Here is an 18832-nt window from a genome sequence, read left to right on the forward strand (position 1 = left end):
GGGTATAGGGAGATTATCAGCTTGATTGTCAGACACAACTTCACGCCGCACAACAATACCCGCATGACGCATCTTTGCGGCCCCATGGACGCCCATTTGCGCGCCATCGAGGCCGGTCTGCAGGTCAAAATTGCGCATCGGCACGAGCAATTCAAGATTGACGGCCCCAAAGCCAAGGCCAACCAAGCACTCGAGTTGCTGCAAGCCCTTTACGAGATGGCCGATCGGCCCATCAAGGAAGATTCACTGCAACTCATGATGGCCGGCGACCCCGAGGTGGCCAACAACCCCGACGTGCCCACGCTGCAAACCCGCCGCGCCGACCTCAAAGCCCGTACGCCCGTGCAAGCTTTGTACATGGACAACATTGCCACGCACGACATTACGTTTGGCATTGGCCCTGCTGGTACCGGCAAAACTTACTTGGCTGTGGCCTGTGCTGTAGACGCGTTAGAACGCGCCAGTGTGCAGCGCATTGTGCTGACTCGCCCTGCCGTAGAAGCTGGCGAGCGCTTGGGCTTCTTGCCAGGCGATTTATCGCAAAAAGTGGACCCTTACCTAAGGCCTTTGTACGACGCACTCTACGACCTCATGGGCTATGACAAAGTGCAAAAAGCCTTTGAGCGCAATGCCATTGAAATTGCACCCTTGGCTTTTATGCGCGGCCGCACCTTGAACAATGCCTTTGTCATTTTGGACGAAGCGCAAAACACCACGCCAGAGCAAATGAAAATGTTCCTCACCCGCATTGGCTTTGGCGCCAAGGCGGTGGTCACGGGGGATGTGAGTCAGATCGATTTGCCCAAAGGGCAACTCAGTGGCTTGATTGATGCCGAGCGTGTTTTAAGGCGCGTGAAGGGCATTGCCATGACGCGATTTTCTAGCGCGGATGTGGTGCGTCATCCTTTGGTAGCGCGCATTGTGGATGCTTATGATGCGCAAAGAACCACGGTACGCAGTCGATCGATTGACGCTTAAAGTGCTCGCTTCGCCAGATTTTCTGACGTTCACCTAATTTAATATCGCTTTTCTCGACATGGCACTTTCCACTCTTAACTTTTCTTTGCAATTTGGCGACATCCCCTACGCTGCGCGCCATCGTGCCGCCTTGCCTCGTCATAAAGTAGCCCGCTGGGTTCGTCGCAGCTTGGCTGCTGATGGCGAAATCACAGTGCGCATTGTGGACGCCGAAGAAGGTCAACGCTTGAACCGTGAGTTTCGTAAGAAAGACTACGCCACCAATGTGCTGACGTTTGATTACATGCAGTCACCTGTGGTGATGGCCGATTTGGTGTTGTGCGCGCCGGTAGTGGCCAAGGAAGCCCGTGAGCAAGGCAAGACATTGCAGGCGCACTATGCGCATTTGCTGGTGCATGGCACCTTGCATGCGCAAGGCTGGGATCATGAGACCAGTGAGGCCGATGCCGAGGCCATGGAGGCGCATGAGGTTGAGATCATGCACAGGCTGGGATTTAAGAACCCGTATTAATTTCAGAGGTCAGTTTGTTTTTTTAACTTGACCATAACCAGGCTTGGTCCAGGGCGCGCCAAAGACGCCATGCCTTTCCATGTACTCAAAATCAGCATCAGTCAAAGGCGGGTTATCTGGATCGCTCATGGCTGCCAAAGTGATTTGATAGTCTTCGTCATCCGTTGGCATGATGATTTTAATTTTCTGGGTGTTTTTATTGATTTTTTTCATAGAGCTTAGCCTCCCGTTTGTTTGCTTTCCGCAAACTGATACATCTGGTAGAACCATTTCGCAGAACATAGATCAGACTATAAAGTCTGCCGTCTAACGGGACCAGTCCATGTATGCGAGTCTCGTTGTAATTTCGGCGCTCGTCTTCAAAAATGAAAGCTTTATCCCAATCAAGATATTGAGCGAACTCAAGCACTATGCCATGTTTGAAATAATTTGCACGGCTTTTATTGGGATCACATGTAAAGAGCATCAAGTCATGATGCTTGAGCCCTCAACTTCATGGACCTACATTGAGTATCAGTGAATCAATGATCGTCTTTGCAATCTAGTAAATCTATTAAAAATAACTAAAGCAACAACAACGCTTATTCGCTGTCTACACCAGAAGCATCTTCCAGCAAACGCACTTTCACCGACTTGCCTTTTACTCTACCGCGCGACAACTTGTCAGCAGCTTCATGTGCAATCTCACGCGCAACCGCCACATAAGTGGAGTATTCATTCACATTGATCTTGCCCACCTGCTCACGCGTGTAACCTGCATCGCCCGTGAGTGCACCCAGCACATCACCCGCACGAATCTTCTCTTTGCGACCGCCCACAATTTGCAAGGTGGCCATAGCGGGTACCAGCATGTCTTTGCCAGCAGGCGTGAATGTACTCAACTCTTGCCAGCTAGATTCGCGGCCTTGCAGCACTTCAATCTTGCCCACATAGCCCATCTCGTCCATGCTGGCCAAACTCACCGCCAAGCCTTCTGCATCGGCACGGCCTGTGCGGCCAATGCGGTGAATGTGCACTTCGGCATCGGGGGTGACATCAACGTTGATCACCGCCTCCAGTTGCGCCACATCCAATCCGCGCGCCGCCACATCGGTGGCCACCAAAACAGAGCAACTTCTGTTGGCAAATTGAATCAGCACTTGGTCGCGTTCACGCTGCTCTAATTCACCATACAGCGCCAGCGCACTGAAGCCCTGTGCTTGCAGCACCGCCACCAAATCGCGGCACTGCACTTTGGTATTGCAAAACGCCAGCGTAGAAGTTGGGCGGAAATGATTCAACACCATCGACACGGCGTGCAGTCGCTCAGACTCTTTCACCTGCACAAAGATCTGTTTGATTTTGTTGGCGCTGTGTTGTGTTTCCACCTTCACGGTTTGCGGTTCTTTCATGAACTGCGTGGCCAACTTGGCAATGCCTTCAGGATAGGTGGCCGAGAACAACAAGGTTTGACGATTTTGCGGACACTGTCTGGCGACTGTGGCAATGTCGTCAAAGAAGCCCATGTCGAGCATGCGATCGGCTTCGTCGAGCACCAAGGTTTTGAGGCCTTTGAGTTTCAAAGAGCCGCGCTCCAAATGGTCCATGATGCGACCGGGCGTGCCGACCACTACGTGTGCGCCATGCTCCAAGCTCAACACTTGGCCACGCAAGGCCACGCCACCGCACAAGGTGACTACTTTGACATTGCCCACCGCACGCGCCAAGCGTCGAATTTCTTGACTGACCTGATCGGCCAATTCACGTGTCGGGCACAAGATCATGGCCTGAACGGCAAAGTCTGCGGGCAGAATTTTTTCCACCAAGGGGATGCCAAAAGCAGCCGTCTTACCACTGCCTGTACTGGCCTGTGCAATCAAATCTTTGCCAGCCAAGGTCACAGGCAAGCTGGCCGCCTGAATGGCCGTCATTTGCAAATAGCCCAACTGCTCTAAATTGCCCAACATCGAAGCCGACAAACTCAGCTTCGCAAAATCATTTTTGTTTTCGTTCATGCGTCGATTATGCGTGTGGGAGGCTTGGGGTGAAAAAACAATTGGGGTCAGATCAACATTAATTTTGTCAATCTAAAGGGCTTAAGGCAAAGGGGGCTTCCTCATACTGGAGTACCAGAAATCGTTCAGCCCCCTTTGCCTTAAGCCCTTTAGATTAGAAATTAATGTTGATCTGACCCCAATTGTTTTACTCTCTCCGGAGAGGATGAAACTTACCCCGATTACGTATGTATAGGGATGGTGACAGGTCCGTCATTCACCAAGTGAACCTTCATGTCAGCAGCAAACTGACCCGTTTGCACTATGGGGTGTGCCTCTCGGGCTTGGGTTACGAAGTAGTCGTACAGACGCTGTCCATCTGCTGGTGACGCAGCGCGTTTAAAACTGGGGCGGTTGCCGCTGCTCACATCGGCGGCCAAAGTGAACTGACTCACCACCAACAAACCACCCTGCAAACCATTGCCATCCAAGTCCTGTAAAGAGCGATTCATCTTGCCGTCTTCATCACCAAAAATGCGTAACTTCAGAAGTTTGCTGAGCATCTTGTCTGCATTGGCCACCGTGTCACCTTGCTCGGCGCACAACAGCAGCAACAAACCCCTTTGAATTTGACCAATCACTTGGCCATCCACCATCACTCGTGCCTCGAGCACGCGTTGCGCTACACCAATCACAATAAATCTCTTTCAGAATCAAAGTGTGCTTCTACATCGGAAGGCAACAACTGAATGGAAGCGCGCAAGCCTGGCACGGCGCTCATCAAGGCCTGCTCGACACTCGTTCGCAATGCGGCCGCACGGCCCAAGGTCCAAGAGGCCGGCATGTGCATGTGCATGTCGACAAAACGTCGTTGCCCTGCTTTGCGCGTGGTGATGTGGTCAAAGCGAATGATAGAAACGTCATCGCGTTGGTGCGCAAAGCCCGCCAAGGTTTCGTTGATCTGCGCAATCACTTCAGGCTCAACGGCCTCGTCCATCAAGCCTTGCGATGAGCGCCAGATCAGGTGAATGCCTTCTTTCAAAATGTTGAGTGCCACCGCAATGGCAACGAGCGCATCGAGCCACAACCAACCGGTCATGCTGACCATGGCAATGCCAATGACCACACCCACCGAAGTCCAAACGTCGGTGACCAAATGTTTGGCATCGGCTTCAAGCGCAATAGAGCGATGCGTTTTGGCTGCACCAAACATGACCCATGCCAACAAGCCATTCAAAGCCGAACTACCCACTGACAAAGCCAAACCCCAACCGACTTGCTCAATGGGTTGTGGATCAAAGATGCGATGACTGGCGGCCCAAATGATGGCCATGGCCGCCACAATGATCAAAATGCCTTCAAAGCCCGAAGAAAAATATTCTGCTTTGTGGTGACCATAAGGATGTTCTGCATCGGCGGGTTGTGCTGCCACCGTGACCATCACCAAGCCAAAAATAGCGCTGGCCAAATTGACCAAAGACTCCATGGCGTCCGACAGCAAGCCCACAGAATCTGTGATCCACCAAGCCAAAGTTTTAAGGGTGATGGTAATGATGGCCACCACCACCGATGCCCACATTAAAGTGCGCGGCGACCAAGCTGGCAGTTTTGAAATCATCAAGCGCTTAAATGCACACGCGCAAATTTGCGCTTACCCACCTGCACCACATAAGTCCCTGCTTCTAGCTTCAATCCTTTGTCGCTGACCACAGAAGAGTCCACGCGCACACCGCCGCCATCAATCAATCGATTGGCTTCAGAACCCGAAGGCGCCAAACCGGCCATCTTGAGCAAATTGCCAATGCCCAAAGGTGCGCCACTTAAGCTCACCTCAGGAATTTCATCGGGCACACCGCCCTTGCTGCGGTTCATAAAGTCTTGCTCAGCGGCTTCGGCCGCTGCTGCGCCGTGGAAGCGCGAGGTAATCTCTTTGGCCAAAGCCACTTTGGCTTCTTTGGGATTTAATCCTTCAGACACTTGTTTCTTCAAGGCTTCAATGTCGGTCATCGATTTGAACGACAACAAGGTGTACCAGCGCCACATCAGCACGTCAGAAATAGACAGTACCTTGGCAAACATGGTGTTGGGTTCTTCGCTAATGCCGATGTAGTTGTTCTTGGACTTGGACATTTTGTCCACGCCATCCAAGCCTTCCAGCAAAGGCATGGTCAAAATGCATTGCGGCTCTTGGCCATACTCGGCTTGCAAATGGCGGCCCATCAGCAAGTTGAACTTTTGATCGGTACCGCCCAATTCCAAGTCGGACTTCAAAGCCACGGAGTCATAACCTTGCATGAGGGGGTACAAAAACTCATGCACGCTAATGGGTGTGCCCGCCTTAAAACGGTCGTGAAAATCGTTGCGCTCCATCATGCGCGCCACCGTGTACTTGGCCGCCAATTGAATCATGCCCATGGCACCCAGCGGCAAACTCCACTCGCTGTTGTACCTAATTTCGGTTTTGGTGGGGTCCAGCACCAAGCTGGCTTGTCGGTAATACGTTTCGGCGTTGGCCTTGATTTGCTCGGGCGTCAAAGGGGGACGCGTGGAGTTGCGGCCAGAAGGATCGCCAATGAGGCTGGTGAAATCGCCAATCAAAAAGATCACCTGGTGACCCAAATTCTGCAATTGGCGCATCTTGTTCAGCACAACGGTGTGGCCCACGTGAATGTCTGGCGCCGTGGGGTCCAATCCCAATTTAATTCGCAATGGCACACCCGTGGCCTCGGATTTGGCCAGCTTTTTGACCCAATCTTCTTGGGGAATCAGCTCCTCACAGCCTCGCAAAGTGACCGCCAAAGCCTCTTTGACCGCATCTGTCACGGGATATTGGGTCGAAACGGGTGAATTCATAAGGGTTTTCCAGTGTGCGCCAGGTCGCTTAGGCGTTAGAATGGCGGGAATTGTCTGCTCTATTTTAAGGGCTGACCTTGATATTGTTTTTTCTCGGACCGCATGAATTTTTTCGACCAGTTAATGACGACTGCCAAACCCTACAGCCTAGAGCTGTTGGCACAGGCCAAAGCCCACAGCGAAACGCTGCGGGCTTTTGTTGCGCGTCATCCTCAACACGTCACCGCTGTGGTGGCCGCTGTTTTGCTGGGCGGCGGTGGCGGCGCCTTTGCGGTTGCCAGCTTAGGGCCAGATGCCGCCAACTTGCCTGTGCGCACTTTGGTAGAAACACTCGAAACACCCAATTTAGAAGCCCAAGTTGCATCCCTCGAGCAAAAAACGCTCAGGCTCTATCGCAACGACATCACCCGCGGCACAGATACCCCCGAAAGTCTGCTGCGCCGCTTGGGCTTGGTTGATTCAGCTGCTGCGGCCTTCATTCGCAAAAACCCAGAAGCGCGCCAAGCCTTGCTGAATCGCTCTGGCCGCAATGTGTCGGTCGAAGCCAACGAGCAACAACAACTGCTGACGCTCACCACACGCTGGCTCAGAAGCGACAACGACTCGCAGTTTCAGCGAATGGTCATCACGCGCAGCGCCCAAAACACATTCAGCGTCCGCACAGACACAGCTCCCTTAACAGCCAGCGTTCGCATGGCCGGCGGCACAGTGGCCTCGTCTTTGTATGCGGCCTCTGACGAAGCGCGCTTGCCCGACACCGTCACGCGCCAATTGGCCGACGTGTTTTCAGGTCAAATTGACTTTCACCGTGCACTGCGCAAAGGCGCTGTGTTTTCTGTGGTGTACGAAACATTAGAAGCCGAAGGCGAACCCCTGCGCACAGGTCGTTTGCTCAGCGCCGAAATTACCAACGACAAGAAAACCTACGACGCCATTTGGTTTCAAGAGCCCGGTCAAAAGGGCGCTTACTACACCATGAAAGGCGACAGCCTGCGCCGTGCCTTCTTAGCGTCACCCGTGCCGTATTCACGCCTTTCTAGCGGCTTTGGTTCACGCCTCCATCCTATTTTGCAAACACGGCGCGCCCACACCGGCGTTGACTATGCAGCCCCCACCGGTACGCCAGTTATTTCTGTGGCCGACGGCGTAGTCACCGAGAGCAGCTACCAAGGTGCTTACGGCAACATGGTGGTGGTTCAGCATAACGCGCGCCAAAGCACGGTCTATGCTCACCTTAGCCGAATGAATGTCAAACGCGGCCAAGCCATTAAGCAAGGCGACATCATTGGTGCAGTCGGTACTACGGGCTTGTCTACTGGTCCACACCTGCACTTTGAATTCCGCATCGGCGGCCGACACGTCGACCCACTCACATTGGCCCAACAAGGTTCTGCCGAGCCTGTCTCTGCGGCTGTGCGTCCTCAGTTCAACCAACGCGCCCAAGTTGCACGTTCTCAGTTGATGGCCGCGGCGCAAATGCGCCAAGGCAACATTCAATAATTTTCAGCGTTGGCAGGGGCCTGGTTGACCTCTTCCGCCCCGCTTGCGCCAGCCTCCCCGCCACTCCCAACAGTAGGCCATCAACCCACCATGCAATTCTTGATTGGCTTGATGTCTGGCACCTCGCTCGATGGGGTCGATGGTGTATTGGTTCAAAACTTGTCTCCTTCGTTGTTGAAGACGCCCAGCCTCAAAGTCTTGCAGCATGTCTTCATGCCATTTGACGCTGATTTCCGGGCAGAACTTTTAAGTTTGAATACACCGGGTAACAACGAGTTGCATCGCGCCGCATTGGCTGGCAATCGCTTAGCAAGAAGCTACGCCCAAGTGGTGCATGCGTTACTCAAAGCCAGTGGCATGCAAGCCAATGACATTCAAGCGGTTGGCGCACATGGACAAACGGTGCGTCATCGCCCTCTTGAGTTTGATGCCGACCCTGCCACTGGCCAACCCGCAGTGGGCTACACCTTGCAGCTGAACAACCCCGCATTGTTGGCCGAGCTCACGGGCATCGATGTGGTGGCCGAGTTTAGAACGCGCGACTTGGCAGCAGGCGGTCAAGGCGCACCCTTGGTGCCAGCCTTTCATGCAGAAATTTTTGGCAATCCATCGCACACTGTTGCAGTGGTCAACATTGGCGGCATTTCCAACATCAGTATTATGCGCAATGCTTCAAATGAGAAAGCTGAAATCATTGGCTTCGATTGCGGACCAGGCAATGCGCTCATGGACCATTGGGTCCATTTGCACCAAGGTAAAGATTACGATACCAATGGCGAATGGGCTGCGCAAGGTCAAGTCATTGATGCGCTTTTGCAAAGCTTATTAACAGAAGCTTTCTTGCATCTAGCTCCCCCAAAAAGCACAGGCCGAGATTTGTTCAACCCCGCATGGTTGCAACAACATTTGCGCACTGACTATCAAGCCGTCGATGTGCAAGCCACGCTTTGCGAGTTCACGGCCATCGCCATTGCGCAAGATTTAAAACGCCATGCGCCTGAAGCAAAACAATTGTGGGTGTGCGGCGGTGGCGCACTAAACGCGCAACTCATGTCGCGCTTGCAAGCACATGCGCCGGGTGTGCAAGTGGCTTCAACCGAAGCGCACGGCTTGCCACCTTTACAAGTAGAAGCTGCAGCCTTTGCGTGGCTGGCCGCCAAAGCCATGAAGCGAGAAACGGGAAGTCTAGAAAGCGTTACGGGCGCTCGAGGCGCCCGTGTGCTGGGGGCCATCTATCCTAGATAGCCCTGTGTCAATCTGAACCGATCAGGTTGAGAAGGAAGAACCGCAACCACACGTGCTGGTGGCATTGGGGTTCTTGATGACAAACTGCGCACCTTGAAGGTCTTCTTTGTAATCAATCTCTGCGCCAATGAGGTACTGATAGCTCATGGCATCGATCAGCAATGACACGCCATGTTTGGTCATGGTGGTGTCGTCTTCATTGACGATTTCGTCAAATGTAAAACCGTACTGAAAGCCAGAGCAACCACCGCCCTGAACAAACACGCGCAGTTTCAAATCTGGGTTGCCTTCTTCGGCAATTAGATCGGCAACTTTGGCTGCGGCACTGTCGGTAAAGACAATGGGTTCGGGCATTTCTGTTTGGACTGTTTCGGCTAAGGCGCTCATGATTTTCTCCGTCTACTAGGCAAGTAGTATAGTGGATCAGTCAACAATTCACTTTGAATAACTGCCCTGATAGAAGGGGTTTCGTTGGGCGAAAAAAAACCGCCATGGCGAACCAGTGCGGTTTTCTTGAAACAGTCTGAAAACGAATTAACGCTTAGAGAACTGCTTACGGCGACGAGCAGAGTGCAAGCCGACCTTTTTACGTTCAACTTCGCGGGCGTCACGTGTGACAAAACCAGCTTGGCTGAGCACGGGCTTCAAAGAAGCGTCATAGTCAATCAGGGCACGTGTAATGCCGTGACGAGCTGCACCAGCTTGACCGGATTCGCCGCCACCGTGAACGTTGATTTGAATGTCGAAAGATTCGGCATTGTTTGTCAACATCAAAGGTTGTTTAGCGATCATGATCGAAGTCTCGCGGCCGAAGTAGGCTTGGATGTCCTTGCCATTGACCGTGATCTTGCCAGAGCCTTTTTTCAGAAACACGCGGGCGACGCTAGATTTGCGACGGCCGGTGCCATTGTTCCATTCACCAATCATTCTCAAGGCTCCTTAAATGTCCAGCACTTTAGGCTGTTGGGCGGTGTGGGGGTGCTCAGCGCCACCGTACACCTTGAGTTTTTTGATCATGGCGTAGCCCAGAGGACCTTTGGGCAACATGCCCTTAACGGCCTTCTCGAGCGCGCGTCCAGGGTGCTTGGACTGCATGTCGCGGAAGTTAGTGGCTGTAATGCCGCCTGGATAACCAGAATGGCGGTAGTACACCTTGTCCAAAGACTTGGTGCCAGTCACTTTGAGTTGTGCTGCGTTAACGACGACGATGAAGTCGCCAGTATCGACGTGAGGCGTATAAATGGCCTTGTGTTTGCCGCGCAAACGGAGAGCAACTTCGCTGGCTACTCGTCCGAGGACCTTGTCGGTCGCGTCAATCACAAACCACTCGTGCGTCACGTCAGCGGGTTTTGCGCTGAACGTTTTTGTCATGAGTTTTCTCTTTAAAAGAAGGTTTGTCGGATCCTTTTCCACGGTCGGTGTTCCTCTTTTGGGAACCTCTTAGGTGGGGTTGGCCTGTGCGTTGTTACCTGCGGTAAAAATCTAGGCCCTTCGCCGCGGGATCACTAATGCGCTGCGAAGCCCTCGATTCTAAACGACAAAATTGTTGTTTTGCAAGGGTTTTTTGGCATTTGATGGGGTGGAGGCGTTACCATCAGAGCATGTTCAGTTATAGACACGCCTTTCACGCCGGCAACCATGCCGATGTCATCAAGCACCTCACCTTGATTGCCACTTTGCAGCACTTGCAGCAAAAAGAGGGCGGCATCACCATTGTGGACACCCATGCCGGTGCCGGCCTTTACCGGCTTGATGGCGACTATTCCGAAACTGGCGGTGAAGCTGCAGATGGCATTTTCAAACTGCTCAGCCAACTAGACGTTGCCAGTGCCAAGAAAGACGCCAAGCCCATTCCTGAAGCACTCCAGGCCTACCTGGACATGATTGCCAGCTTCAACCCCAATGGTCAAGCCAAGTTTTACCCCGGCTCACCTTTCATTATTCACGCAATGTTGCGCAAAGATGCGCGCGACAAGCTGCGTTTGTTTGAATTGCATCCTACTGACAGCAAAGCCTTAGCCTCCAATGTGGCCCAGCTCGATGCAGGCCGCAGCATCATGATTGCCCGCGAAGACGGATTTGAGTCGCTCAAAAAGTTGCTCCCGCCACCGCCTTCGGCTTCGGGCTCTAAGCGCGCCATGGTGCTGATGGACCCCAGCTACGAAATTAAAAGCGATTACAGCAAAGTGGCCGCTAACATACAAGACTGCCTCAAGCGCTTTGCCACGGGCACTTACTTAGTTTGGTATCCCATCATTGCGCGGCCCGAAGCGCACGATTTGCCAAAGCGCTTGCGCACTTTGAGCAATCAATCCCAAAAGCCTTGGCTCAATCTGACACTGTCGATTGGTCGAAACACAGACGGCAGCTCGGCAGGTTTGTCGGCCAGTGGCATGTTTGTGGTGAATGCGCCGTTTACGCTGAAGGATAAATTGCGCGAGGCTATGGAAGTGGTAGGGCCAGCGTTGGCAAGAGGTACGGGTCATAGCTGGGCGGTTGAGCACAGCTAAGTGCTTTAAGCCAAAGCGGTCACTTTTTTCATCTCCAAGAATTCAGTCAAATACCTTTGGGGGTTTGAACGTGTATAGCGCACTCTTAAAAATTAACATATGATTTAACAAAAATCATTTATTGTCTATTTTTAAGAATACAAATCAATGTCTAGACCCTCTCAAGCCGTCGTGACCTTGCCTTCGGCTGTGCTTGCAGCCTTGATCCAATTGGGTGATCATTTGTCCACCGCCAGGCTTCGCAGATCCGAGTCTTTGCGAGATTGGGCCACCCGGCTCAATGTGTCTGTGCCCACACTGATGCGCATGGAAAAAGGCGACCCCAAAGTGGGCATGGGCGTATATGCCACTGCACTCTGGCTGGCAGGTTTCGAAGAGGGTCTGCGCCATTTGGCAAACCCGGCCAATGATGCGCAAGCCCTTGCCCACGAGTTACGCATTCTCAAACGCCCAAAGAGGAATGTGCATGACTGATAACGCATACACACCCGCTTCAGAAATGTCGCTGTGGTGGCTAGGTCAAACCAAGCCCCAATTAATTGGTCAATTGGTTCTGGCAGAAAACAACCGCAAAGTAGGCCTTGCTTATGCCGACGAATGGTTGCAAAACAGATTTGCTTTGAGCGACGACTTGCCGCTGTCCAACGCTTTGCACTTGCCCAAAGAATTGGATGCGGCAGCAGGCGCGGTCAACGATGCCAGGCCAGACCGCTGGGGAGAGCGTGTCATCCGACACATTTTCAAGCCCGTGCGCTTGTCACTTTTGGAGTACTTGTACTTTGCAGGTCACGATCGGTTTGGCGCATTGGGCGTCTCTTTGCATCAGTCTCATTACAACGCACCCCTTGCAAGCGCCATCGCCACATTTGAAAACTTGCCGCAGATGCATCAAGCCATTCAAAACGTTCTGGATGGAGAAAAACTCAGCGAGGCACACGTCCGGCTTCTCAAACCCGGACCCTCGTTTGGCGGCGCGCACCCCAAGTCACTCATTGAAATGGATGGCAAACAATGGGTGCTGAAGTTTGCTGAAACCTCAGAATGGGATACCCCTCTCATTGAACACGCCAGCATGACCTTGGCAGCAAAGGCCGGGATTGTTGTAGCCCACACCCGTGCACTGGCATTGGCCCAAGGACATGCCGTTGCGGTTGAGCGTTTTGATCGTTTAGAAAACACACGACTTCATGTGCTGTCGGCCCACACCGTCATAAGGGCAGCTGGCGAGCCCATGGGCTATCCAGAACTTTCTCAACTGTTGCGCCGATATGCGCAACCTAGCTTGATCAAACAGCAACAAGCACAACTTTTCAAACGCATGGTGTTCAACATCTTGATCGACAACACCGATGACCATGAAAAAAACCATGCCCTGATTCGCTCAGACCAAGGTCACTACCATTTGTCACCCGCATTTGATGTGCTGCCTGCGGCTCAGGCTTTGGGCTACCAGCAAATGCGCGTGGGCGCTAACGGCCACGAATCTAGCATTTCGAATGCCTTGTCTGAAGTGGCTGCGTTTGGTTTGAAACTTTCAGAGGCCAAGGACATGGTGAGCAACATCCAAAAAGTAGTGGCCACTTGGCCTGAACACTTTGCGCAGATGGGGGTTAGGGCTAGAGAGATTGAAATGCTTCGTGTGAGCATGAATCGGTTCAGACAGTAGCCGCGCCATTGCAGCCAACTCAATCCCAGAGATTTTGGTAATACCGTCCAAAAAGGCGGAAACCATTTTGAATGCGTGCCTCAACTGCCCGCATGCCCTCGTAGTCACACTTGTAGGTGTGGTTGGGCACGTCTTCATCGTCAACAAAAGGTGCACCATGATTTTTATCATGCAACTGGCGAAGAAGTGGCAAGATGATCTGGGCCAAGCTGTCATCCATGCTCCATGTATCCCAGTAGTCAACCTTCACATAGTCAATTTTGGGGTGAATCAAATCCAATGTTTTTTGAATGGCCACGCTCAATGGCGCTAGGCGGTCGTGCCATTTTTCTACCCAGTCAGGCCGGTCTGTCCAGGTTGACTCATCCTCTGAATTTGACAAGGCCCGAGCCAAGCTTTGGTCGCGATGACATTTCGACCACTTAGTCCAGAAGAAAAAATAGTCGATCAAGGTATAGGGAGAGAACCAATGGTGCCTGTAGTTGCTTAAGTAAACCTTCATTGATATGCACCTCTTTAAGTTTTAAGTGTGTACTTAAATATTCTTTTTAATGTAACACCTAATAACTCAGAATGGTCTTAACCAATGCATTTTCAAATGGCGCAGCTCTGGAGAAAACACCTAGAACTTTGCCAATCAATTAACCGACCGATCGGTCGGTTAATTGATATACTTCGCTTCAAACACGCTTACCAAGCGAGGAGAAGCCCATGTACACGCAATCCTTCAATGTGCCGGACGCACCGGACACCAACAGCACTGCAGCCACCGCCGCACTCAAATCAGTTCCCAAACCTCTGACCGAAGCCGAAGTGGCTTTGCAGTCTCAGTTCGATGCGCGCATTGATGCCGACGGCAAAGTTGAGCCGCGAGATTGGATGCCTGATGCGTATCGCAAAACTTTGGTGCGACAAATTAGCCAACACGCGCACAGCGAAATTGTGGGCATGTTGCCTGAAGGCAATTGGATCAGCCGGGCACCTAGCCTCAAGCGCAAAGCCATCTTGATTGCGAAGGTGCAAGACGAAGGCGGCCATGGTTTGTATTTGTACAGCGCTGCCGAAACACTGGGCACCAGCCGCGATCAAATGTTGGACGCGCTGCACACCGGCAAAGCCAAGTACAGCTCCATCTTCAACTACCCCACGCTCAATTGGGCCGATGTGGGTGTGGTGGGTTGGTTGGTCGATGGCGCGGCCATCATGAATCAAATTCCTTTGTGCCGTTGCTCATACGGCCCTTATGCACGCGCCATGATTCGCGTGTGCAAGGAAGAAAGTTTTCACCAACGCCAAGGCTACGAAGCCTTGCTCGTCATGATGCAAGGCACGGCCGAACAAAAGGCGATGGTGCAAGACGCGGTCAATCGTTGGTGGTGGAAATGTTTGGCCATGTTTGGACCGCCCGATGCCGACAGCCCCAACAGCGTGCAAGGCATGCGCTGGGGCATCAAGCGCATCAGCAATGACGACCTGCGCCAAAAGTTTGTGGATGCCACAGTGCCGCAAGCCAAGATCTTGGGCGTCACATTGCCCGACCCCGATTTGAAGTGGAATGAAGAACGTCAACATCACGATTACGGTCAGATTGATTGGGACGAATTCTGGGCCACGGTCAATGGCAATGGTCCTTGCAACAAAGAACGTTTGGGTGCGCGCGTGAAGGCTTGGAACGATGGCCAATGGGTGCGCGATGCCGCTGTGGCACACGCCAACAAACAAGCGCACAGACAAGCACAAAAGAATTTGAAGGAGGCCGCATGAGCGCCGATCAAACAAAATCAGCTTCGCAAGCAGGTACTTCAAGTGCCAACGCTGCTTCTGCCTCTCCTGCCGCCCTCAAAGAGTGGCCCTTGTGGGAAGTGTTTGTGCGCAGCAAGCAAGGCTTGGAGCACAAGCACTGCGGCAGTTTGCATGCGTCCGACTCTCAACACGCGTTGCAAATGGCGCGCGATGTTTACACACGTCGTCAAGAAGGCGTGAGCATTTGGGTGGTGCAGTCTTCGTCCATTGCGGCCAGCGAACCCAATGACAAATCGGAATTCTTTGAGCCTTCCAGCGACAAGGTGTACCGTCACCCCACCTTCTACGAAATTCCTTCTGAAGTGGGGCACATGTAATGTCAGCAGCGCAAGCAACTTTGAACCACACGTTGCCCCTCGACTATCTGCTGCACTTGGCCGACAACGCTTTGGTCTTGGGCCAACGCAATGCCGAATGGTGTGGCCACGGTCCCATTCTGGAAGAAGACATTGCCTTGTCCAACAACAGCTTGGACTTGGTCGGCCAAGCACGATTGCTCTACCAAGAAGCCGCAGCGCAAATGGGCAATGGCGCAACAGAAGACACTCTGGCCTTCTTTCGCGATGTGCCCGATTTCAAAAACTACACCTTGCTAGAGTTGCCGCATCACGCACCGCTGGCTGGCACATCGGCCAGTGAGCGCGACTTTGCCACCACCTTGGTTCGCAATTTTTTGTACAGCGCACTGATGGTGTTGGTGTGGGACAAACTACAACATGCACCACACGCGCAATTGGCAGCTATTGCAGCCAAGTCGCTCAAAGAAGTGCGATATCACTTGCGTCATTCGCGCGATTGGTTGCTGCGCATGGGCGATGGCACCGCTGAATCGCATGGCCGCGCACAAGCGGCTGTCAATCACTTGATGCCTTATACGCAAGAGTTTTGGACTAGCACTGAATACGAATCGGAAGCGGCTAAAGCAACGGGCTTAGACATGGCCAGTTTGCAAAACGATTGGAACCAAATTGTGGATCAGGCCTTGGCCGAAGCTACTCTCAAGCGCCCTGCGGCTGGCGGCTTTGTGCCCACTGGCAAACACAGCGTTCACTCTGAGCATTTGGGTTTTATGTTGGCCGAGATGCAAACCTTGCCGCGTGCGCATCCCAATGCCACTTGGTAATTCAAGCATCTTAAGTTCATCATGACGATGGCTACCTCTGCTTCAACGACTGCGCTTTCACCAAGCGCAGTTGAACAAGCATGGCAACTGCTTGAATCGCTAACCGATCCCGAAATTCCCGTGGTCACCTTGCGCGAGTTAGGTATCTTGCGAGATGTGCGAACGGCACTTGCGCAAGATGGCACTGAACAATTGGAAGTGGTCATCACGCCCACCTACAGCGGCTGCCCAGCCATGGGGCAAATTGAAGACGACGTGCACAACTTGCTGCAAGCGCATGGCTTGAAGGGCAAGGTCAAAACTCAATTGGCGCCTGCTTGGACCACCGACTGGATCACACCTGAAGCCAAAGAAAAATTGCGCGCGTACGGCATTGCGCCGCCGCACAGCGGCGCTGATCACGACTGCCAAACTCAAGTTGGCAAAGCCAGTGCATCGGGCGCCGCCAGCATCATCCAATTTGCCGCCCGCAGCGCCAGCAATCCTGGTCGCCACGAACAATTGGCGGTGCCCTGCCCGCAATGCAATTCGCACAACACCACCGAAACATCCCACTTTGGCTCCACCGCCTGCAAAGCGCTTTACCGCTGCCTCGATTGCATGGAGCCGTTTGATTATTTCAAACCGTATTGATTCACCATGACCGCTTTCAAATTTCACGACCTGCCTGTTTCCAACATTACACCCGAAGCAGCAGGTGCGGTGGCCATTACGTTGCAAGTGCCAGATGAATTGCGCAGCGGTTTCAATTTCAAAGCCGGTCAATTTTTAACACTGCGCGCCAACATCGATGGCAAGGATGTGCGACGTAGTTATTCCATCAGTTCGTCACAAAACGCCTACACACAAAACGGAACTTTAGAAGTGGGCATTCGTCCTGTTCAAGGTGGCGTGTTTTCAAACTGGGCTGCCACGCAACTGAAGGTGGGCGATGTCCTCAGAGTCATGCCAGCCGATGGCCGCTTCATCGTGCAGCGCCCCCGTGCCATTCACCGCGTAGGCTTTGCTGCAGGCTCTGGCATCACGCCTATCTTGTCTATTTTGGCCAGCACCTTAGAAGAACAACCTGAGTCCAAATTCACATTGGTCTATGGCAACCGCCGCATGGACAGCGTCATGTTCAACGAAGCGCTGCAAGACCTCAAAGACCGCTATCCCAACCGACTCACACTCATTCATGTGTTGTCACGCCAAGCGCAAGAAGTGCCTTTGCTTGAAGGCCGTATTGATGAAGCCAAGGTCAAAGAAATTGTGAACAGCCTCTTGCCTGCGGCCAGCATGGACGAGGTTTTCATCTGTGGCCCTGAAGCCATGATTGAAGCCACCGAAAAAGCTTTGTTAGAAGTCGGTGTGCCTGCTCGCAACATTCGCACAGAGCGATTCACATCGCCCACTTTGGAAGCTTTGCCCGCAGACGCGCGCAAGCAAGTGGTCTTAGGCCATGCCCCTGAATCTAAAGGCGATGTGGCACTGACAGTTGTGCTGGACGGCAAGAAGCATCAAATGCAGATGTCAGCTACCGACAAAATTTTGGATGTGGCATTGGCGGCCGGCCTAGACCTGCCCTACTCTTGCAAAGGCGGCGTGTGCTGCACGTGCCGCGCCAAAGTGATGCAAGGCACCGTGGCTATGGAAAAAAACTTCACGCTAGAAAACTGGGAAACCGAACAAGGCTTTGTGCTCAGTTGCCAGGCCAAGCCCACTAGCAAAGAGGTGGTGATGAGTTTTGATGAACGGTAAATGAAGGTCCGTCAATTTCGGAAAGTAAATCGTACGTAGCTGCAAGGAAAAAAGATGACGAAATTGACTCGTAAAAATATTGATGTGAATCAAAAGCCATCCAAGCTAAGTCATAAGGTCAATCATTTTTTACTGGATTCCACTACTGATGAAGACATAGCAAAACACATAGCTCAGGACGATGCAGAAGCTTTATTGGATGCCCTTGAATTTGCAAAGAGCAATAAGATTAAATTGACCAGAAAGGCAGTCAATTGGCATAATATGCCAACACCCCTTAACAAGGAAACTTCCATGCCTACTCGAAACGTCGTTCTCACAGAGCATCAAGCCTTGATGATTGAGAACTTGGTCGCCAGCGGTCGCTATCAAAACGCCAGTGAGGTATTGCGAGAAGGCCTTCGGTTGATCGAGCAGCGCGAGAAAGAGGACGCCTTACGCCTTCAGGCACTTAGGGAAGCAATGCAATTAGGCATGGCAGATTTTGAAGCTGGAAGATACAAACAGTTTGATTCGAAGGAATCCTTACGTGCGCACCTGAAGTCTATCGTTGCAAAAGCTGCAGCAGCAGTATGAGTAACATTTGGAGAATTCAGCAAACTGATCAAGTTGAAGTAGATTTAATAAGCATCTATCTCTGGACCGCAGATACTTTTGGTAAAAATCAAGCTGACGAATACGTAGACACCATTTCATCAACCATTGAGGCCCTAGAGATCGGTCCAGACATTCAAGGTAGTAAACCCAGAGACGATATTGGACCAGGCATACGGCTTTTACATGTACAGCGAAAAGGGAAAAAAGGCCGCCACCTTGTGATGTTTAAAGCCATGGATGATCAAACCATTTTGGTCATTCGCTTGCTTCATGACAGCGCTAATTTAACAAGTGGTTCACTAGAATCCTCAAACGATTCATACTAAATAAACC

The 18832-nt window shown here is 52.3% G+C and carries 24 protein-coding genes; 14 read left to right on the top strand and 10 right to left on the bottom strand.

The features are described from left to right. The first annotated feature begins 21 nt into the window (after positions 1-21). Positions 22-978 carry a PhoH family protein gene (locus AMM03_RS05725; protein ID WP_090129518.1) on the top strand — a complete coding sequence of 319 codons (957 nt, stop codon included), beginning with the start codon at positions 22-24 and terminating at the stop codon, positions 976-978. A gap of 58 nt (positions 979-1036) precedes the next feature. Continuing rightward, positions 1037-1489 carry an rRNA maturation RNase YbeY gene (gene ybeY, locus AMM03_RS05730; protein ID WP_090129519.1) on the top strand — a complete coding sequence of 151 codons (453 nt, stop codon included), beginning with the start codon at positions 1037-1039 and terminating at the stop codon, positions 1487-1489. 9 nt (positions 1490-1498) lie between these two features. On the opposite strand, the gene AMM03_RS05735 is transcribed toward ybeY, so the two are convergent. The 6 genes from AMM03_RS05735 to tyrS all read right to left on the bottom strand — a co-directional run bounded on the left by AMM03_RS05735 (position 1499) and on the right by tyrS (position 6315). Next, positions 1499-1702: a hypothetical protein gene (locus tag AMM03_RS05735; RefSeq protein ID WP_090129520.1), complete on the bottom strand. Its 204-nt coding sequence runs from the start codon at positions 1700-1702 to the stop codon at positions 1499-1501. Next, positions 1686-1955 (bottom strand): BrnT family toxin, encoded by a 270-nt coding sequence (locus AMM03_RS14375; RefSeq protein ID WP_090129521.1) that lies wholly within the window; start codon positions 1953-1955, stop codon positions 1686-1688. Before AMM03_RS14375 ends, AMM03_RS05735 begins: the two co-directional genes overlap by 17 nt. A 115-nt stretch (positions 1956-2070) precedes the next feature. Further along, positions 2071-3483 (bottom strand): ATP-dependent RNA helicase DbpA, encoded by a 1413-nt coding sequence (gene dbpA, locus AMM03_RS05745; RefSeq protein ID WP_090129522.1) that lies wholly within the window; start codon positions 3481-3483, stop codon positions 2071-2073. A 221-nt stretch (positions 3484-3704) separates the two neighbouring features. Then, positions 3705-4157 (bottom strand): D-aminoacyl-tRNA deacylase, encoded by a 453-nt coding sequence (gene dtd, locus AMM03_RS05750; RefSeq protein WP_090129523.1) that lies wholly within the window; start codon positions 4155-4157, stop codon positions 3705-3707. Beyond that, positions 4154-5080 carry a cation diffusion facilitator family transporter gene (locus AMM03_RS05755; RefSeq protein ID WP_090129524.1) on the bottom strand — a complete coding sequence of 309 codons (927 nt, stop codon included), beginning with the start codon at positions 5078-5080 and terminating at the stop codon, positions 4154-4156. The genes dtd and AMM03_RS05755 overlap by 4 nt, the downstream gene beginning before the upstream one ends. Then, positions 5080-6315 (bottom strand): tyrosine--tRNA ligase, encoded by a 1236-nt coding sequence (gene tyrS / locus AMM03_RS05760; RefSeq protein WP_090129525.1) that lies wholly within the window; start codon positions 6313-6315, stop codon positions 5080-5082. Before tyrS ends, AMM03_RS05755 begins: the two co-directional genes overlap by 1 nt. A 123-nt stretch (positions 6316-6438) precedes the next feature. Between tyrS and AMM03_RS05765 the strand changes: the two genes are divergently transcribed. Next, on the top strand, positions 6439-7815 hold the full coding sequence (locus AMM03_RS05765) for a M23 family metallopeptidase (RefSeq protein ID WP_090130632.1): 1377 nt from the start codon (positions 6439-6441) through the stop codon (positions 7813-7815). Between the two features lie 90 nt (positions 7816-7905). Beyond that, on the top strand, positions 7906-9060 hold the full coding sequence (locus AMM03_RS05770; RefSeq protein ID WP_090130633.1) for an anhydro-N-acetylmuramic acid kinase: 1155 nt from the start codon (positions 7906-7908) through the stop codon (positions 9058-9060). A gap of 21 nt (positions 9061-9081) precedes the next feature. Here the strand turns inward: AMM03_RS05770 and erpA are convergent, their stop codons facing one another. The 3 genes from erpA to rplM all read right to left on the bottom strand — a co-directional run bounded on the left by erpA (position 9082) and on the right by rplM (position 10431). Beyond that, positions 9082-9447: an iron-sulfur cluster insertion protein ErpA gene (erpA, locus tag AMM03_RS05775; RefSeq protein WP_090129526.1), complete on the bottom strand. Its 366-nt coding sequence runs from the start codon at positions 9445-9447 to the stop codon at positions 9082-9084. A 147-nt stretch (positions 9448-9594) separates the two neighbouring features. Next, positions 9595-9987 carry a 30S ribosomal protein S9 gene (gene rpsI / locus AMM03_RS05780; protein WP_055361703.1) on the bottom strand — a complete coding sequence of 131 codons (393 nt, stop codon included), beginning with the start codon at positions 9985-9987 and terminating at the stop codon, positions 9595-9597. Positions 9988-9999: 12 nt separating this feature from the next. Then, positions 10000-10431, bottom strand: coding sequence for a 50S ribosomal protein L13 (gene rplM, locus AMM03_RS05785; RefSeq protein ID WP_055361704.1), 432 nt, complete (start codon positions 10429-10431; stop codon positions 10000-10002). Positions 10432-10661: 230 nt separating this feature from the next. On the opposite strand from rplM, the gene AMM03_RS05790 reads away from it, so the two are divergent. The 3 genes from AMM03_RS05790 to AMM03_RS05800 all read left to right on the top strand — a co-directional run bounded on the left by AMM03_RS05790 (position 10662) and on the right by AMM03_RS05800 (position 13236). Continuing rightward, complete coding sequence (locus tag AMM03_RS05790) at positions 10662-11570, top strand: 23S rRNA (adenine(2030)-N(6))-methyltransferase RlmJ (protein WP_090129527.1); 909 nt, start codon at positions 10662-10664, stop codon at positions 11568-11570. Positions 11571-11717: 147 nt separating this feature from the next. Further along, complete coding sequence (locus tag AMM03_RS05795; protein WP_090130634.1) at positions 11718-12044, top strand: hypothetical protein; 327 nt, start codon at positions 11718-11720, stop codon at positions 12042-12044. Next, positions 12037-13236: a type II toxin-antitoxin system HipA family toxin gene (locus tag AMM03_RS05800; protein ID WP_194942795.1), complete on the top strand. Its 1200-nt coding sequence runs from the start codon at positions 12037-12039 to the stop codon at positions 13234-13236. The genes AMM03_RS05795 and AMM03_RS05800 overlap by 8 nt, the downstream gene beginning before the upstream one ends. A gap of 19 nt (positions 13237-13255) precedes the next feature. Here the strand turns inward: AMM03_RS05800 and AMM03_RS05805 are convergent, their stop codons facing one another. Beyond that, positions 13256-13738, bottom strand: coding sequence for a hypothetical protein (locus tag AMM03_RS05805; RefSeq protein WP_090129529.1), 483 nt, complete (start codon positions 13736-13738; stop codon positions 13256-13258). Positions 13739-13947: 209 nt separating this feature from the next. On the opposite strand from AMM03_RS05805, the gene paaA reads away from it, so the two are divergent. Genes paaA through AMM03_RS05840 form a run of 7 tightly spaced genes read left to right on the top strand, consistent with a single transcriptional unit; the run spans position 13948 to position 18825 of the window. Beyond that, a complete protein-coding gene (gene paaA / locus AMM03_RS05810; RefSeq protein ID WP_090129530.1) occupies positions 13948-15000 on the top strand; it encodes a 1,2-phenylacetyl-CoA epoxidase subunit PaaA in 1053 nt (350 codons plus the stop codon). After that, positions 14997-15356 (top strand): 1,2-phenylacetyl-CoA epoxidase subunit PaaB, encoded by a 360-nt coding sequence (gene paaB, locus AMM03_RS05815; protein ID WP_228764583.1) that lies wholly within the window; start codon positions 14997-14999, stop codon positions 15354-15356. The genes paaA and paaB overlap by 4 nt, the downstream gene beginning before the upstream one ends. Next, complete coding sequence (gene paaC, locus AMM03_RS05820; protein WP_090129531.1) at positions 15356-16162, top strand: 1,2-phenylacetyl-CoA epoxidase subunit PaaC; 807 nt, start codon at positions 15356-15358, stop codon at positions 16160-16162. The genes paaB and paaC overlap by 1 nt, the downstream gene beginning before the upstream one ends. Positions 16163-16183: 21 nt before the next feature. Continuing rightward, positions 16184-16795, top strand: a complete 612-nt coding sequence (gene paaD, locus AMM03_RS05825; protein WP_228764584.1) for a 1,2-phenylacetyl-CoA epoxidase subunit PaaD — start codon at positions 16184-16186, stop codon at positions 16793-16795. 6 nt (positions 16796-16801) lie between these two features. After that, a complete protein-coding gene (locus AMM03_RS05830) occupies positions 16802-17902 on the top strand; it encodes a 2Fe-2S iron-sulfur cluster-binding protein (protein WP_090129533.1) in 1101 nt (366 codons plus the stop codon). Positions 17903-17956: 54 nt separating this feature from the next. Then, positions 17957-18478, top strand: a complete 522-nt coding sequence (locus tag AMM03_RS14260) for a type II toxin-antitoxin system ParD family antitoxin (protein ID WP_228764585.1) — start codon at positions 17957-17959, stop codon at positions 18476-18478. Continuing rightward, positions 18475-18825, top strand: a complete 351-nt coding sequence (locus AMM03_RS05840; RefSeq protein WP_090129534.1) for a type II toxin-antitoxin system RelE/ParE family toxin — start codon at positions 18475-18477, stop codon at positions 18823-18825. The genes AMM03_RS14260 and AMM03_RS05840 overlap by 4 nt, the downstream gene beginning before the upstream one ends. Positions 18826-18832 lie beyond the last annotated feature (7 nt).

It is taken from the genome of Limnohabitans sp. Rim11, assembly GCF_001269365.1.
Taxonomy (GTDB): domain Bacteria; phylum Pseudomonadota; class Gammaproteobacteria; order Burkholderiales; family Burkholderiaceae_C; genus Limnohabitans_A.